The sequence below is a fragment of the Streptomyces sp. NBC_01320 genome, assembly GCF_035974375.1.
Lineage (GTDB): Bacteria > Actinomycetota > Actinomycetes > Streptomycetales > Streptomycetaceae > Streptomyces > Streptomyces yanii.
The window spans coordinates 8,523,909-8,539,861 of the sequence record NZ_CP108390.1 but is presented as its reverse complement, the minus strand read 5'-3'; the positions used below and the strand labels follow the sequence as shown (position 1 = coordinate 8,539,861).

At 71.3% G+C, this 15,953-nt stretch carries 17 protein-coding genes; 7 read left to right on the top strand and 10 right to left on the bottom strand.

Annotated elements, in window-relative coordinates; all coding sequences use genetic code 11:
• Window positions 1–365: 365 nt before the first annotated feature.
• Entirely contained in the window at window positions 366–1,805 is a 1,440-nt protein-coding gene (locus tag OG395_RS38835) for a CoA transferase (RefSeq protein ID WP_327247104.1), read from the top strand.
• Between the two features lie 63 nt (window positions 1,806–1,868).
• Here OG395_RS38835 and OG395_RS38830 read toward each other — a convergent pair whose 3' ends face one another.
• From OG395_RS38830 to OG395_RS38815, 4 genes are all read right to left on the bottom strand, one after another.
• On the bottom strand, window positions 1,869–2,912 hold the full coding sequence (locus tag OG395_RS38830) for a zinc-dependent alcohol dehydrogenase family protein (protein WP_266987143.1): 1,044 nt from the start codon (window positions 2,910–2,912) through the stop codon (window positions 1,869–1,871).
• A gap of 21 nt (window positions 2,913–2,933) precedes the next feature.
• Window positions 2,934–3,623 carry a lysoplasmalogenase gene (locus tag OG395_RS38825; RefSeq protein WP_327247103.1) on the bottom strand — a complete coding sequence of 230 codons (690 nt, stop codon included), beginning with the start codon at window positions 3,621–3,623 and terminating at the stop codon, window positions 2,934–2,936.
• The gene (locus tag OG395_RS38820; protein WP_327247102.1) at window positions 3,620–4,498 is read right to left on the bottom strand and encodes a sterol desaturase family protein; all 879 of its coding nucleotides are present in this window, start codon (window positions 4,496–4,498) and stop codon (window positions 3,620–3,622) included. Before OG395_RS38820 ends, OG395_RS38825 begins: the two co-directional genes overlap by 4 nt.
• A gap of 119 nt (window positions 4,499–4,617) precedes the next feature.
• Window positions 4,618–5,004, bottom strand: coding sequence for a nuclear transport factor 2 family protein (locus OG395_RS38815; protein ID WP_327247101.1), 387 nt, complete (start codon window positions 5,002–5,004; stop codon window positions 4,618–4,620).
• A 306-nt stretch (window positions 5,005–5,310) separates the two neighbouring features.
• On the opposite strand from OG395_RS38815, the gene OG395_RS38810 reads away from it, so the two are divergent.
• A complete protein-coding gene (locus tag OG395_RS38810) occupies window positions 5,311–7,359 on the top strand; it encodes a fibronectin type III domain-containing protein (RefSeq protein ID WP_327247100.1) in 2,049 nt (682 codons plus the stop codon).
• A 144-nt stretch (window positions 7,360–7,503) separates the two neighbouring features.
• Here the strand turns inward: OG395_RS38810 and OG395_RS38805 are convergent, their stop codons facing one another.
• A complete protein-coding gene (locus tag OG395_RS38805) occupies window positions 7,504–8,217 on the bottom strand; it encodes a VIT1/CCC1 transporter family protein (RefSeq protein WP_327247099.1) in 714 nt (237 codons plus the stop codon).
• A gap of 305 nt (window positions 8,218–8,522) precedes the next feature.
• Here OG395_RS38805 and OG395_RS38800 point away from each other — a divergent pair, with 305 nt between their 5' ends.
• From OG395_RS38800 to OG395_RS38780, 5 genes are all read left to right on the top strand, one after another.
• A complete protein-coding gene (locus OG395_RS38800; RefSeq protein ID WP_327249596.1) occupies window positions 8,523–9,548 on the top strand; it encodes a DEDDh family exonuclease in 1,026 nt (341 codons plus the stop codon).
• Between the two features lie 64 nt (window positions 9,549–9,612).
• Window positions 9,613–9,846: a hypothetical protein gene (locus tag OG395_RS38795; protein WP_026249933.1), complete on the top strand. Its 234-nt coding sequence runs from the start codon at window positions 9,613–9,615 to the stop codon at window positions 9,844–9,846.
• Between the two features lie 71 nt (window positions 9,847–9,917).
• Window positions 9,918–10,748, top strand: coding sequence for an SURF1 family cytochrome oxidase biogenesis protein (locus OG395_RS38790; RefSeq protein ID WP_327249595.1), 831 nt, complete (start codon window positions 9,918–9,920; stop codon window positions 10,746–10,748).
• 107 nt (window positions 10,749–10,855) lie between these two features.
• A complete protein-coding gene (locus tag OG395_RS38785) occupies window positions 10,856–12,655 on the top strand; it encodes a glycoside hydrolase family 15 protein (RefSeq protein WP_327247098.1) in 1,800 nt (599 codons plus the stop codon).
• 5 nt (window positions 12,656–12,660) lie between these two features.
• Window positions 12,661–13,416, top strand: coding sequence for an SDR family oxidoreductase (locus OG395_RS38780; RefSeq protein ID WP_327247097.1), 756 nt, complete (start codon window positions 12,661–12,663; stop codon window positions 13,414–13,416).
• Between the two features lie 119 nt (window positions 13,417–13,535).
• On the opposite strand, the gene amaP is transcribed toward OG395_RS38780, so the two are convergent.
• Genes amaP through OG395_RS38755 form a run of 5 tightly spaced genes read right to left on the bottom strand, consistent with a single transcriptional unit; the run spans window position 13,536 to window position 15,874 of the window.
• A complete protein-coding gene (gene amaP, locus OG395_RS38775; RefSeq protein ID WP_327247096.1) occupies window positions 13,536–14,123 on the bottom strand; it encodes an alkaline shock response membrane anchor protein AmaP in 588 nt (195 codons plus the stop codon).
• Window positions 14,120–14,806 carry a DUF6286 domain-containing protein gene (locus OG395_RS38770; protein ID WP_327247095.1) on the bottom strand — a complete coding sequence of 229 codons (687 nt, stop codon included), beginning with the start codon at window positions 14,804–14,806 and terminating at the stop codon, window positions 14,120–14,122. The genes amaP and OG395_RS38770 overlap by 4 nt, the downstream gene beginning before the upstream one ends.
• Window positions 14,803–15,156: an Asp23/Gls24 family envelope stress response protein gene (locus OG395_RS38765; RefSeq protein ID WP_327247094.1), complete on the bottom strand. Its 354-nt coding sequence runs from the start codon at window positions 15,154–15,156 to the stop codon at window positions 14,803–14,805. The genes OG395_RS38770 and OG395_RS38765 overlap by 4 nt, the downstream gene beginning before the upstream one ends.
• Window positions 15,157–15,161: 5 nt before the next feature.
• The gene (locus OG395_RS38760; protein WP_327247093.1) at window positions 15,162–15,353 is read right to left on the bottom strand and encodes a hypothetical protein; all 192 of its coding nucleotides are present in this window, start codon (window positions 15,351–15,353) and stop codon (window positions 15,162–15,164) included.
• Between the two features lie 32 nt (window positions 15,354–15,385).
• Window positions 15,386–15,874: an Asp23/Gls24 family envelope stress response protein gene (locus OG395_RS38755; protein WP_327247092.1), complete on the bottom strand. Its 489-nt coding sequence runs from the start codon at window positions 15,872–15,874 to the stop codon at window positions 15,386–15,388.
• Between the last annotated feature and the right edge of the window lie 79 nt (window positions 15,875–15,953).

Sequence of the window (15,953 nt, the reverse complement as noted above, 5' to 3'; positions counted from 1 at the left end):
ACCGTCAGCGCGAACGCCACGACCGCTCTGCCTACGAGTCCTGGAACGCGTCCAGTCACTCCACACCCCCACATTTCGGCCCGCTGGGCGGGACTTGATCAAACCAGGTGAGCCTATCGAGCGGGACATGACAAGTAAGGGGATTTCTGGTCGCGGTCTCCGGCCGCTCGGCCACTGCCAGTCGCGAAAGAGCCAGGCCAGCCGATCGCCGCAATGGCAATGGCAATGGCTCCCTGCCGCGCTCGAAGACTTTTGTGCTTGGAACGGAGGGAAATGCATGCGATACGACGGCGGCGTCATCAAACGCCGGGGGCGTCCCCCGCCCCTTCGTTCCGCCAGGTGGCGCTCAGTGCCATAGTGCGGACATGGCACGCATACAGAGCTCCGGTACGGAGCAGGCCTGGGCCGCTCTCGGCGGTGACCCCGCGCTTCTCGGCCGTATCGGATTCGGCGGACCCACCGATGCGCTGCCCGCGCGGCTGCCCGTCCTGGAGTTGGCCCGCTCCACTGTCGCGGTCTGTTCGCTGGCCGCCGCCGAACTCGCGGCGCGCCGCACGCAGGGCGGCGCCGGTCCCGTACCGCAGGTCCAGATCGACGACGGGGCGGTGGGCACGGCGTTCCTCAGCGAGAGGCATCTGCGGATCGACGGGCGCGCGCCGACGACGTTCGCCCCGCTGTCCCGGTTCTGGCGGACGGCCGACGGCTGGGTCCGCACCCACGCCAACTACCCCCACCACCGCGCCCGTTTGCTCACCGCGCTCGGCCTGCCCGACGACACCGGGGTGGACACAGTGGCGGCCGTGCTCGCCGAGCGCCGGTCGGTGGAGATCGAGGAGACGGTGTACGCCGCGGGCGGTCTGGCCGTCGCGCTGCGCACCCCCGAGGAGTGGGCCGCGCACGAGCAGGGCGCCGCGATCGCAGCACGCCCGTTGCTCACGCTCGAACGGACCGAGGCGCCGGGATTGGTGGCGCCGCGCCGCCTCTCCCCGCTGCCGGGTTCGCCGCTGCTGCCCGCCGCCGGGCTCCGGGTGCTGGACCTGACGAGGGTGCTCGCCGGTCCGGTCGCCACCCGCACGCTGGCGCTGCTGGGCGCGGACGTGCTGCGGATCGACGCGCCGCAACTGCCGGAGAGTCAGGACGCCCACAGCGACACCGGCTTCGGCAAGCGGTCGGTCTCCCTGGACCTGCACGACCGAGCCGGGCGGGCGACGTTCGAGGAGCTGCTCGCCGGCGCCGATGTACTGGTCACCGGATACCGGCCGGGCGCGTTGGAGGCGTACGGCCTGACTCCGGAGGCGCTCGCCGTACGCCGTCCCGGTCTGGTCCTCGCGCAGGTGTCCGCGTGGGGCCGGTACGGGCCATGGCACGAGCGGCGCGGCTTTGACAGCCTGGTACAGGTGGCCGCAGGCATCGCGACGCTGGAGGGGAACGCGGGAGCACCGGGCGCGCTGCCCGCGCAGGCCCTCGACCACGGCACCGGGTACCTGCTGGCGGCGGGGGTGCTGCGGGCACTGTCCGAGCAGCACGACGAGGGCGGCTCGCGGCTGCTGCGACTGGCGCTCGGGCAGACGGCGCACTGGTTGTGCAAGGGCCTGTCGGAGCAGTCGGCCGAGGGCGCCGCGGAGACGTACGACCCCGAGAAGTACCTCGGCATCACGGACAGCGAGATGGGACGCCTGCGGTACGCCCTGCCGCCGGTGTCCTTCGCGGGCGGCCCGGCGGACTGGTCGCGCCCGCCGGGCCGGCTGGGCGCGGATTCCCCGGTGTGGGGTGTCACCGCGGCTGCCACCGGCGGCACCCGCTGACCGGAACGGGCCCGGCGGACGTGTCCCGTCCGCCGGGCCCGCACGGTTCACTGCCGGGGTCCGCTACGGCTTGATGAGGACCTTCAGCGCCGTACGCTCGTCCATCGCCCGGTAGCCCGCGGGGACCTCGTCGAGGCCGATGGTGAGGTCGAAGACGGGCGACGGGTCGATCGTGCCGGACAGGACGTCGGGGAGCAGTTCCGGAATGTACGCACGCACGGGGGCGACGCCGCCGCGCAGGGCGATGTTCCGGTCGAACATGACGCCGAGATCCAGCCCGGTACCGCTGCCGTGCGGCACTCCGACGTAGCCGATCGAGCCGCCGTCGCGGGTGATCTCGACCGCCGTACGCATCGACTGCTCGGTGCCGACGGCCTCGATCACGGCATGCGCGCCCGCGCCGCCGGTCAGTTCCCGTACGGCGGCGACGGCCGCCTCGCCGCGCTCGGCGACGACGTCCGTGGCGCCGAAACGGCGGGCGATGTCCGTGCGCACCTGGTGGCGGCCCAGCGCGATGATCCGCTCGGCGCCGAGCCGCTTGGCGGCCATGACGCCGCACAGGCCGACCGCCCCGTCACCGACGACCGCGACCGTGGAGCCGGGCCTCACGCCCGCGCCGACGGCTGCGTGGTGGCCGGTGCCCAGCACGTCGGACAGGGCCAGGAGCGCCGTGAGCAGCCGGTCGTCGGACGCGGCGGCGGCCGGGAGCTTGACCAGTGTGCCGTCGGCGAACGGGACGCGGACGGCCTCGCCCTGACCGCCGTCGGAGCCGACCGAGCCCCAGAAGCCGCCCTGCGGGCAGGACGTCATCAGGCCTTCGGCGCAGTACTCGCAGCTGCCGTCGGACCACACGAAGGGGGCGACGACCAGGTCGCCGACCGCGAATCCAGCGACCTCCGAGCCCGCCTCCTCGACGATCCCGAGGAACTCGTGGCCGATTCGCTGGCCGGGCTGCCGGGCGGACTCGCCGCGGTACGCCCACAGGTCGCTGCCGCAGATACAGGCCCGCAGGACCCGCAGCACCACATCGGTGGGCTGCTGGATCGTCGGGTCCGGCACCTCCTGCACACGTATGTCGTGGGGGGCGTGGATGACGGTGGCGCGCATGCGTGGGGGTCCTTGCTGATCTCAGATGCTGATACTCCGCTCACGGTACGCCCCAGGGGTGACAAGGGCCCATTTCGCACCCGGTGCAAGCGCTCCGACGGTGAGCAGGAACTGCGCCGCGATGTAGGTGAGCATGATCCAGAAGTCGGGGGCGGGCAGCTGGGGCAGGTCGGCGATGCCGGTGGCGATCAGCGCGTCGGAGAGCAGGAAGAGCGCCCCGCCGACGGCCGCGTACCGGCCGAAGGTGCTGGACCGGTAGGCCATCGCGGTGAGCAGCAGGCTGTACCCGGCCATCGGGATCCGCAGGTCCGCGGGCAGCCCGCCCCAGAGCAGGACGAGGAAGCCGGCCAGGACGGCCGCGTACGCGACACCGAGCAGCACGGAACTCCGGGCGCGCCCGAAGAGCCACAGATAGCAGACATGACCTGCGGCGAAGGAGCCCATGCCGATGAGGAAGGCGGCGTCGGCGTCCGGCAGCAGGAGTGTGTCGCCGCCCCAGCCGAAGAGCAGCGCGGCGATCAGCGGCCGGGGGCCGCGGCGGGCGGCGGCGTACCCGGCGAGCAGCGGCATGAGCAGCGGCTTGGCGACGAGGTGCGCGATGCCGACATCGGCGAGGACACCGAAGAGATCGACGGCGGAGGCGACGAGGAAGGCGATGAGCAGGGGGCGTACGAGGCGCGCCCGCTGATCGGCGACCGTGGCGGCGCTCATCCGGTGCGACCGGGTGCGGCGACGACGCCGGCGGAGGCCTCGGACGCCGGCTGCCACCCCGGCCCGCGGAAGACCCGCCCGGCCCGCTCGCCCCAGCTGCCCGCCGCCCGTACGTCCCTGGCGATCGCAGCGTACTCGTGGGTCGCGACGCGCAGCGGGTTGTGGGTGGCGATGTCCTTGGTCAGCCCGTAGACCGGCCGCTCGGTCTCGGCGGTGAAGGAACCGAAGAGCCGGTCCCACAGGATCAGGATGCCGCCGAAGTTCCGGTCGAGATAGCCGCCCTGGGACGCGTGGTGCACCCGGTGGTGGGAGGGCGTGTTCAGTACGTACTCGAAGGGCCGGGGCAGCTTGTCGATCCGTTCGGTGTGAACCCAGAACTGGTAGACGAGATTGGCCGAGGAGCAGAACGCCAGCGCCGCCGGATGGACCCCGCACGCGACGAGCGGCACATAGAACGGCCAGACGGTCAGCGAGGTCCAGGGCTGGCGCAGCGCGGTGGTGAGGTTGAACTTCCGGCTGGAGTGGTGGACCACATGGCAGGCCCAGAGGATCCGGATGACGTGGTGGCCGCGGTGGGACCAGTAGTAGAGGAAGTCCTGTGCGAGCAGCATCAGCAGGACCGTCCACCACAGGACGGGGACGCGGAGCGGGGTCAGCTCGTAGACCGCGGTGTAGATCGCCACGATGGGCACTTTCCACAGCAGGTCGAAGACGAGGCTGCCGAGCCCCATGGTGACGCTGGTGACGGCGTCCTTGGTCTCGTACCCGGCGGCGTCCTCGTCGGGGTGGATGCGGTGGCTGACCATTTCGACAACGGTGAGCAGGACGAAGGCCGGTATGGACCACAGCACGACATCGGGCAGGTTCGGCTCCATGCGAGCACCGTAGAGCTGCCGGTCGGCCCGGGACTAGACGTTGTTACCAACAAGTATGCAAGACGCGATGTCAGCAACCTTTGGCACCTTCTGCCAAGAGGGGCGTCGCACGATTCCGCTCATGCGCCCTCGAGCGGGATCGGTGTGGCCTGGTGGTAGTACATCTGCCACGTCGCGCTCGCACTCCGCCTGCGCCAGAGTGAACTCCGTCGTGCCCGGTTTCCACCGATCACGGTCTCGTAGGTGAGGTGCACCAGCCCTGGTGCCAGCAGGACACCGGTCATGTCCGAGGGCTCGAAGCGCGGGCCGTCCTCTGCCGCACCGTCCATCTCGGGCAGCGCGGCCAGCATGTCCTCATACGCCCACCGTCGGCCCGAGGCGCCGACCTCCACGAAGTCCGGATCCAGCAGCTGCCTGGCCCGCGATCGTGATGTGCGCACGTCGGGGTCCATCAGTCGCAGCTCGCCCGCGATGGCTTCGCGCACCTCGTCCGTCTCTCTGCTCATGCGGCATCCTCGCCCGGGTGACCTGCCCCTGCGCAACCGAGTCACCCCCCGCAGAGCGGGCTCGGCCTCGGTTCCGGGAAGCCGAGCGGTGGACCGTCAGGCAGAACCGAGCCGCCTCGGAACAGCTCCGACAGCACGCTCGCCGGCGGCTCCAGCACGGCCGGCATGGTCCAGCCCTCCGGACGAGGGGCAGAGGGACAGTGGACCGAAGTCGGATTTCCCGGACCTACAACCAAACGCGTTCCTCTCGAGTCATGATCGTCGGCGGTCACATCCTGCCGCAGACGATCAAGACCGAAGGAACGCATGAACCGACCCAGAGGCACAACGGTCGCCACTGCCAGCGCCGTCGTGCTCGCCACCGCGGGCGGCCTGCTCACCGCGGCCGCCCCCGCCTCCGCCGCCGTGACCTGCGCATCGCCCGTCTTCAAGCGGACGTTCTTCGCGAACACCACCTTCTCCGGGACCCCCAAGGGCACGGACTGCGACGCGGCGATCGACCAGAACTGGGGCACCGGCGCACCCGGCTACAAGGGCATGCCCGCCGACAATTTCGGTGTCCGCTGGTCCACGACCCGCGACTTCGGATCCGGCGGGCCGTTCACGTTCGCCGCCTCCTCCCGAGACGGCATCCGCGTCTACCTCGACGGCGTCCGCAAGGTCGACCTGTGGAAGAACGTCGCCACCACCGTCTCCAAGACCGTCAACGTGACCATCCCGTCGGGCAAGCACAGCCTCCGCGTCGACTTCGTCAACTGGACCGGCGCCGCCAACGTCAAGTTCGCCTACACCCCGCGCACTTCGGCGACCGTCGACAAGGTCAAACCGCTCGTCCCGACCGGGACCACCGTCACCTACAGCACGGCGACCATGTCCACGAAGGTCAGCTGGGCCAAGAACAAGGAGATGGACCTCGCCGGGTACCGCGTGTACCGGCGGCTGAAGGGCGCCTCCTACCCCGCGAAGCCGATCGCGACCACGACGTCCACCTCGTGGACCGACACGACCGTCCCGAAGGACGGCAACGTCTACTACTACGAGGTCCGCGCCTACGACAAGGCCGGCAACACCTCCTCGGGCACCGCCGACCTCGGCATCACCACCCTCGACCGGACCGCCCCCGCCGCCCCGAAGGGCGTCGAGGACAACTGGGCCATGGGTTACCCTGACAAGGTCACCCTCTACTGGAACAGCAACACGGAGTCCGACCTCGCCGGCTACCGCGTGTACCGCTCGACGTCCTCCCCGGTCGCCCTCACCCCCGAGAACCTGCTGAACGGCGACAAGCTGTCGGGCGGCGGTTACAGCGGGCCCCTGCCGCAGACCGGCGACATCTACTACTACGTCGTCACCGCCGTCGACACGCACGGTCACGAGTCGGCGGCCTCGGGCGCGGCGATGTACTACACCCGCGACCTGACGGGCCCGGTGGACACCGCCCTCAACGCGCGAGGCTCGGAAAGCGAGGCGGGCGTCACGTTGACCTGGGACGCCTCCGAGCGGACCAGCCGCGACTTCGCGGGCTACTCGATCTTCCGGTCGCGCACCGTCGCCGGGGCCCCGCCCGAGGAAGTCGGCAAGGGTGTGAAGGGCACCACCTTCACCGACGCCGCCCCGCCGCCCGGCGTCACGTACTACTACTCCGTGGTCGCCCTGGACCACGCAGGAAACGGGGGCCCCGCGTCCGAGGAGGTCGCCGTCACCGTCGCCGGCAACACGACCGCCCCCGCACCGGTCACCGGCGTGACGGCCACCCCGAAGGAGAACGGCGTCACTCTCTCCTGGGACGCGGGCAACGCGCCCGGCTTCGACCACTACCGCATGCTGCGCGGCACCCTCGTCGACGGACAGTGGGTGTACAAGCCACTGCTGGACCCCTGGTCCCTGCGGCCCCGGGAGATCACGACGACGACGTTCCACGACGCCGTGCCCGCCGACGGGCAGCAGGTGCGCTACAGCGTCGTCGCCATCGACCAGTACGGCAACCAGCTCACCCCGGACACCGGCGCGACCGTCGCCGACGTCACCGAGCTGGACCTCCGCCCCACCGCCCCGCCCGCGGCCGGCGGACCAATCACCAGCCTCAACACCGGCTACAACGGCTGGATCCGCTGGTCCCTCTCCAGCAACAGGAACGAGAACGGCAGTCCGGTCTCCGGCTTCGAAATCCACCGCTGGAACCGGCAGACCGAGACGTTCGACCTGATCGGCACCAGCCCCGAGGACACCTCCGGGGACCACTCCTGGGTGGACCTCACCCAGCCAGCGGGCACCACGGTGTACTACCGCGTCACGGCCCTCTACGCGGACGGCACCAAGTCGGGCGCGACCGAGACCGCCGCCGTGACCGACTGAGCGCACCCACGCCGAGCGCACCACGCAGACGGTGAACTCCACCGAGGGGACTGGAAGTTGAGCTTCCAGTCCCCTTCGCCATGCCACGCCGGATTTCCGGCCTCTCGCCCGCAACCAGCCGCGTCGTCATCCAAGCGAAAGGTCCTAGACCCCCACCGCCCCCAACAACGCCCCCGCCCCATAGGTCACCGCCATCGCCACCGCTCCCCCGCCCATGTTCCGCAGTATCGCGCGCCCCACCGTCGCGTCGCCCAGCCGTGCGCTCCACCACCCCGTGAGCGCCAGCGCGGCCAGGACCGCCAGGACCGTGACGACCAAGCGTACCGACGACGGCGGCAGCACGATCGCCAGCAGGGGCAGCAGGGCACCCACCGTGAACGCCAGGAAGCTGGCGCCCGCCGCGTGCCAGGGGTTCGTCAGGTCGTCCGGGTTGATGCCCAGCTCGACTTCCGCGTGGGCGCGGAGCGCGTCGCGGTCGGTGAGCTGGAGGGCGGCCTCGCGGGCGAGTTCACGGCTGAGGCCCTTGCCCTCCAACAGGCCGGTCAGTTCCACGAGTTCCGCCTCCGGGGTCTCCTTCAGCTCCCGTTTCTCCGTGGCCAGCGCAGCCTGTTCCGAGTCGCGCTGGGTGGAGACCGATACGTATTCGCCCGCCGCCATCGACATCGAACCGGCCAGCAGCCCGGCCAGGCCCGCTGTCAGCAGGGCGCCGCGGTCGTCGGTGGCTCCGGCGACACCGACGACGAGGCCCGCGGTGGAGACCACGCCGTCGTTGGCCCCGAGGACCGCGGCGCGCAGCCAGTTCAGCCGCGCGCCGAGGCCGTCGCCATGGGCTTCATCGTGGGTCTGTGTCTCCGTCACCCGGGGAGAGTCTCATTCGTTCCCTCACCAGACGTGTACCGACCCACCCGGGGCGCAATCGGGAACGCTCCCCCGTCCAGTCCCCCGGTGAGGGTGATCTGTGGGGCGTGGCCACCGCGGAACACGACCCGGCGTCGGCGCGGGCACTGGCCAGGCCCGTCGACCAGGACCGGCTGTTCACGGCGTCCGTGCGGGCGCTGGTGAACGGGCTGACGGCGGCCGGCGGGACGTTGGAGCCGCGGCCCGGGACCGGTCGAACAGAGGGCTCCCGGATAGGGGGATGTCAGTACCGGCCCGTATTCTCTGTGACCATGCTCGACGACCGCCAGACCGCAGCACCGTGGCCGACCGCCTACCCGCAGGGGTATGCGGTCGTCGACGTGGAGACCACCGGACTCGCCCGCGACGACCGGATAATCTCCGCTGCCGTCTACCGGCTGGACGCGCAGGGCGATGTCGAGGACCACTGGTACACCCTCGTCAACCCGGAGCGGGATCCCGGCCCCGTCTGGATCCACGGGCTGACCAGCGATGTCCTGGAGGGAGCCCCGCTCTTCCCGGAGGTCGCCGCCGCCCTGTCGGAGCGTCTCGCGGGCCGGGTCCTGGTCGCGCACAACGCCGCCTTCGACTGGTCGATGCTGGCCCGGGAGTACGCCCGCGCGGCGGTCGTCGCCCCGGTCGAGCAGCGGCTCTGCACGATCGCGCTCTCCAAGGAGCTGCGGCTGCCGCTGCCCAACCACAAGCTGGAGTCGCTGGCCGCGCATTTCGGAGTCGTGCAGCAGCGTGCGCACCACGCGCTGGACGACGCACGGGTGCTGGCCGAGGCGTTCCGGCCGAGTCTGCATGCGGCGGCGCGCGACGGGGTGCGGCTGCCGCTGCTGGAGTGCCGCCCGCTGACCGAGTGGTCGGACTCCCCGGTGACCCCGAGGGTCGGCTATCAGCCCTCGTACGGAAGCCAGAACAGCTGGCGCCCCTCCCGGAAGCGGCCCGCCTGCCCGTATCCGAACCCCGGGCGGTACGACAAGGACAAACCGCTCATGCAGGGCATGCGCGTGGCGTTCTCCGGGGACACCTCCGTCGACCGTGAGCTGCTGGAGGACCGGGCGGTCGAGGCCGGGCTCCATGTGGCGACCAGCGTCTCCCGGCTGACCAGCCTGCTGGTCACCAATGACCCGGACGCGGCGACGTCGAAGACGGTGAAGGCCAAGGCTTTCGGCACGCCGATCGTGGACGAGAGCGCCTTCACCCACCTGCTGAGGGATGTGGCCGAGGTGTCGGCGACGGCCGGGGCGCCCGTGGCTCCTGCTCTGCCGACGCCGTCATCGGAGTGAACCGGGGGCGACTCGCCCGTCCGCCGCTCGCCGCCCGGCGTCCCCGCGTCCCACCCTGTGGCGCATGGCACGTTGTGAGGTTTGCGGAAACGACTACGGCATGTCGTTCGAGGTGCACGCGCAGGGTGCGGTGCATGTCTTCGACTGCTTCGCCTGCGCCATTCACCGGATGGCACCCATCTGTGAGCATTGCCGGGTCCAGGTCATCGGCCAGGGTGTCGAGGTCGACGGGCACTGGTTCTGCGGCGGGCACTGCGCCCGCGCCGAGGGGAAGGTGGGCATCGTCGACAAAGTCTGAGCCCCGGCCGCGCGGCCCCGTCCGCCACCCCCTCCGCGATGCACCCCATGACGCAGTTGTACCGTCATGGGGTGTACCGCTTCCTGTTGACCCGGCAGTGGCTGATCCTCGCCCTCCTCGCCCTCGTCCTCATTCCCACGATGGTCGAGCTGGGCTTCTGGCAGCTCCACCGGCATGAGCACCGGGTGGCGCAGAACTCCCTGATCTCGCACAACCTGAAGGCGAAGCCGGTTCCGGTCGCCACGCTCACCTCCCCCGGTCACACGGTCCCGCGCTCCGACTACTGGCGTGCGGTGACGGCCACGGGGACGTACGACACGAAGCACGAGGTCGTCGTGCGCCGCCGGACCTCGACCGACGGCAGCATCGGCTTCCACGTACTGATCCCGCTCGACCTCAAGGGCGGCGGTACGGTCCTGGTCAACCGGGGCTGGATCCCCACCGCCGACGACCAGCGCGCCTTCCCGGACATCCCGGCCGTGCCCACGGGCGAGGTGACCGTCACGGGACGGCTCAAGGCCGATGAGACGACGGGCACCAGCGGCATCAAGGACCTGTCGGACCTGCCGGACCGCCAGGTGATGCTGATCAACAGCGCCCAGCAGGCCAAGGCGCTCTCCCGGCCGGTCCTCGGCGGCTACATCGAGCAGACCGCACCCGAACCGTCCGGCGACGTCCCGGAGCTGATCGAGGCGCCGGACGACAGCTCCATCGGTCCGCACATGGCGTACGCGGTCCAGTGGTGGCTGTTCGCCGCCGGTGTCCCTGCGGGGTACGTGGTGCTGGCCCGGCGCGAGAAGCGCGACCGGGTGGAAGCCGCGGCCAAGGCCGAGGCCGAGGCCGAGGCCGCAGGCGATCCGGAGCCGGAACAGCCGGAGAAGCCCGCGCCCGCGACTGCCTGAGCGGACTGCTCGGCGACGGCCCGCCACCGTCCGGTGATGTCGGGCATGCGGCCGCCTGTGGGACATCGGCTGCTTAGCAGGGCCCCGGTTCGGGAACACGGCAGAACGTGACCCCACGCATCGAGGACTACGCCCTCATCGGCGATCTGCAGACAGCCGCCCTGGTCGGCAGGAACGGTTCTGTGGACTGGCTCTGTCTGCCCCGCTTCGACTCGGGCGCCTGTTTCGCCGCCCTGCTCGGCGACGAGGACAACGGCCACTGGCGCATCGCCCCGAAGGGCGCGGACACCTGCACCAGGCGCGGCTACGTGGGCGACTCCCTCATCCTGGAGACGTTCTGGGAGACCCGCACGGGCACCGTCAAAGTCATCGACTTCATGCCGCAGCGCGACCAGGAACCCGATGTCATGCGGATCGTCGAGGGGGTCAGCGGCACCGTCGACATGGCCTCCGTGATCCGGTTGCGCTTCGACTTCGGCTCCATCGTGCCGTGGGTGCGCCGCTCGCAGGGCCACCGAGTGGCGGTCGCCGGACCCGACTCGGTCTGGCTGCGCAGCGAGCCGCCGGTCAAGACGTGGGGCCAGGAATTCTCCACCTGCTCGTCGTTCACGGTCTCCGCGGGCGAGCAGGTGGCGTTCGTACTGACCTGGCATCCCTCGCACTCGCCCCGCCCCGATCTCGTCGATCCGCACGAGGCGCTGAAGAACACCCTGTCCGACTGGACCGAGTGGTCGGCCCGCTGCAAGTACCGGGGCCCGTACCGGGAGGCCGTGATCCGCTCGCTGATCACCCTCAAGGCGCTCACCTTCGCTCCGACCGGCGGCATCGTGGCGGCCCCCACCACCTCGCTGCCGGAGGAGATCGGCGGGGTACGGAACTGGGACTACCGCTTCTGCTGGCTGCGCGACTCCACCCTGGCGCTCAATGCGATGCTCTCGGCCGGCTACGTGGAGGAGGCCGCCGCCTGGCGGGACTGGCTGCTGCGCGCCGTCGCCGGGGACCCGGCCGACCTGCAGATCATGTACGGCCTGTCGGGCGAACGACGGCTGCCCGAGGCGGAGCTGCCGTGGCTGCGCGGATACGGGAACTCCAGCCCGGTCCGGATCGGCAACGCGGCGGTCCGGCAGCGACAGCTGGATGTGTACGGAGAGGTCATCGACTCGCTCCGACTGGCGCGTGAGGCGGGACTGGCCGACCAACCGCACGCCTGGAGTCTGCAGCTCAGCCTGCTCGGCTTCCTGGAGTCCACCTGGCGCGAACCGGACGAGGGGCTGTGGGAGATCCGCGGCCAGCGCCGCCACTTCGTGCACTCGAAGGTGATGGCGTGGGTCGCCGCCGACCGCGCGGTGCGCACCCTGGAGGCCAACCCGTCGCTGGCCGGGGACGCCGACCGGTGGCGGGCGATGCGGGACGCCGTGCACCGGGAGGTGTGCGAGAAGGGGTACGACCCGGTGCGGAACACGTTCACACAGTCGTACGGCTCCCGGGAGCTGGACGCCGCGACGCTGCTGATCGCCCGGACCGGCTTCCTGCCGCCGGACGATCCGCGGATCGTCGGGACGGTCGACGCGGTCCGGGCCGAGCTGGGCAGCGACGGGCTGGTCCGCCGCTACAGCACGGACGGCGGCTCGATCGACGGGCTGCCGGGCGGCGAAGGGGCCTTCCTGGCGTGCTCGTTCTGGCTTGCGGACGCGTTGCGCCTGACCGGGCGCACCGAGGAAGCCACGGAACTCTTCGAACGGCTCCTCGCGCTGCGCAACGATGTCGGGCTGCTCGCCGAGGAGTACGACACCGTGGCACGCCGGCAACTGGGCAACTTCCCGCAGGCGTTCAGCCACATCGGACTGGTGGGTACCGCCGTTGCCCTGGCCGGGTGCGACATGCTGGATGCCGACGCGGCAGGATAGGACCCATGGATCTTGGACTGAAGGACCGTGTGTACATCGTGACCGGCGCGACCCGGGGGCTGGGCCATGCCACCGCGCGGGAGCTGGCGGCGGACGGCGCGAAGGTGATCATCACCGGGCGGGACGGGAAGCGGGTCGAGGCGGCCGCCGCCGAACTGGGACCGGACGTGGTCGGCGTGGCCGCCGACAACGGGGAGCCCGGCGCGGCGCAGCGTCTGGTAGACGCCGCCCATGAGCGGTTCGGGCAGCTCGACGGCGTTTTGATCAGCGTCGGCGGACCTGCGCCCGGCTTCGTCGCCGACAACACGGACGAGCAGTGGCAGTCGGCGTTCGACTCGGTGTTCATGGGCGCGGTACGGCTGGCGCGCACGGCGGCCGCGGCGCTCGGCGAGGGCGGGGTCATCGGCTTCGTGCTCTCCGGCTCGGTCCATGAGCCGATCGCCGGGCTGACCATTTCGAACGGTCTGCGTCCGGGACTGGCCGGGTTCGCCAAGTCCCTGGCCGACGAGCTCGGCCCACGGGGCATCCGTGTGGTGGGCGTGCTGCCGGCCCGGATCGACACGGACCGGGTGCGGGAGCTGGACGCACTGTCCGGCGATGCGGAGGCTTCGCGTACGGCGGCCGAGGCGCGGATTCCGTTGCGCCGGTACGGCACGCCGGAAGAGTTCGGGCGGACGGCAGCATTCCTGCTGTCACCCGCGGCGTCGTATCTGACGGGGATCATGGTGCCGGTGGACGGCGGGTCGCGGCACGGGTTCTGAGCGGGACCGGAGGTACCGGGCCGTCCGGCAGCCTCTCTCGTCCTCCCCTCCCCATGCCACAAGGGCGGGCGAGGGAGCTCCGGACGGCCCGATTCTGCCGCTGCCGGACGTCCCCGCCCTCAGCTCACCCGTTCCGCACGGTGCTTGACGGCCCTCAGCCGCACTTCCGCCGGCAGTTCCGCCAGACCCGCCGAGTCCCTCGCGTGGGCCAGGGCCTCGTCCGTGAGGCGGCCGAGGGCCTCGTCCGGTGCCGCGTGCGGTTCCATCAGCAGCCGGATCCGCGCCCGCGGCGTACTGCGCCGGCCGACCAGCATCACCTGGGCGCGGGCCACCCCGTCCAGCGTCCCCGCCTCCCCGGCGAGCACGCCCTCCAGGGCCCGGCCGCGCAGCAGCGCGCCCTCGCCGTCGCCGCTGTCGACCAGCACCTCGGCGAGGCGGGCGCGGCGGAGCTGGGCGAGGAACCACCACAACGCGAGGACGACGAGGACCGCGAGGATCACGAGGACGGTCGGCCACCACCAGCCGTCGGCACGCCAGCGGTCCCGGTCGGCCCTGCTGAGCAGCACATCGGTCCTGCCGTCCCACGGCCACCAGGACGGCACGGAAAGGCCGAGCCCGGCGGCGAGCACCGCGCCGCCGCCGCAGACCAGCACCAGTCCGGCCAGTGCGAGCAGTACCCGGTTGACGGTCCTGAGCACCGCGGTCACCCCTTCTTCGCCGGACGGCGGACCTGCACGGACAGGCTCGGCGGCTTCGCCAGGCCCAGCTCCTCGATCCCCGTGCCCAGTACGGTGTCCAAGTCGGCCCGCACGTCGTCGAGTTCACGGAAGTGCGACACGGCACGCACCGCGACCTTGGCGCGCCCCATCCGGACCCGCACCGACTGCACGCCGGACACCTCCACGGCCCGGTCGCGCAGGACCAGTGCGGCGGCGGTCCGGTCGAGCCCGGCCCGTACCCCCGGACGGTCGCGGCGCATCGGCAGCACGTCGCGCAGACCGGGAGTGGCGGCGAGCACGATCAGCCACACACCGATCGCCATCGCGACCGCGGCACCGGCCACCACCCACACATTGTTCAGCGGCCGCTCCGCCAGGTCGTCGGCGAGCGCGCGGCGCCACTGCATGGCCGGGTGATGGGCCCGTACCGCGGCCACGTCGTACAGCAGCAGGCCTGACCCGCCGAGGACCACCAGCGCGAGGAGCCCGGCCGGGATACGGCGCGCGGACCAGAAGCGGCCGGCGCTGCCACCGCTGCGCTCCTTCACCGGCGCCGGGTCGTACGCCGCGGCGGAGGCGGACTGGTCGAGGGCCAGTCCACCTCCGCGTTCCACGGGGTCGCCGGCGGGCGGGCGCCGCGTGCTGTTCTCCGGCTCCTGGGGCTCGGTCATCGGATCCTCCCCTGTGCCGCGGCGCTCGCTCCCGCGGGGTGCAGACGCTCGACCTGTACGGCCACTTCGGGCACTTCCATCCCCGCCAACGCCTTTACCCGTTCGATGACATGCCGACGCACGGCACCGCACTGACGGCCGATGTCGGTGGGATATCCGAGCTCCAGACTGACCCGCACCCGGGCGGTCTCACGGTGCACCGTGACAGTGGCGCGCGGCGAGGCACCCTCCCGCGGCGGCTCGACGACAACCTCCTTCGCCGCCTGTGCAGCGATCTTCGCGACGACCCGGTCGGCGATCCGGGTCTCGCCCCGCTCCGCGGCGGGGACCCTGCCGAACACCCCCGACAAAGCCGTCACCGCCGTCGGTCGCCGCGCTCGCGACTCCGGAAGAAGTCGCCGAGTTCCAGTTCGCCGTCCAGGAAGCGACCGGCGACGAAGCCGATCGCTCCCAGTGCGGCAACCAGCAGAAAGGCCCCGAACCCGCCGAAGTACCCGGCGAATGCGAGCGCCATGCCGGCCACCATGCCGACCACAGCCATGCTCATCGTGCGCTCCTCAACTGCCTCGGGTGGGAGGCCTACTGGAGACGTGGCTCGGAATGGTCCTCGCCCTCCTCGTCGGGCAGCTTCACATCGCTGACCGCGATATTGACCTCGACGACCTCAAGACCCGTCATCCGCTCGACCGCCGCGATGACGTTCTCCCGTACGTCACGGGCGACATCGGCGATCGACACGCCGTAGTCGACGACGATCTCCAGGTCGAGGGCGGTCTGCGACTCGCCGACCTCAGCCTTGACGCCGCGGGTGACCGATTTGCCGCCGCCGGGGACCCGGTCGCGCACCGCCCCGAAGGTACGGGACAGGCCGCTGCCCATCGCGTGGACACCGAGCACGTCACGTGCCGCCATACCGGCGATCTTCTCGACCACACCGTCCGCGATGGTGGTACGGCCGCGGGTGGCGGGATCTCCTCCGCCGCGCTTGGTCAGCGGACTCTTTCGGCCGTCGTCCCCCGTCGCACTGTCAGGGTTCTCGGGCCGGTTCCGCTGCGGGGACTCGGTCATCGCCACTCTTCCCTTCGGGGCAGGGTTGGACTTCCTTGCCCACATTAAGTGCGCTTGCCCCGTCTCGCGCCGTGGATGC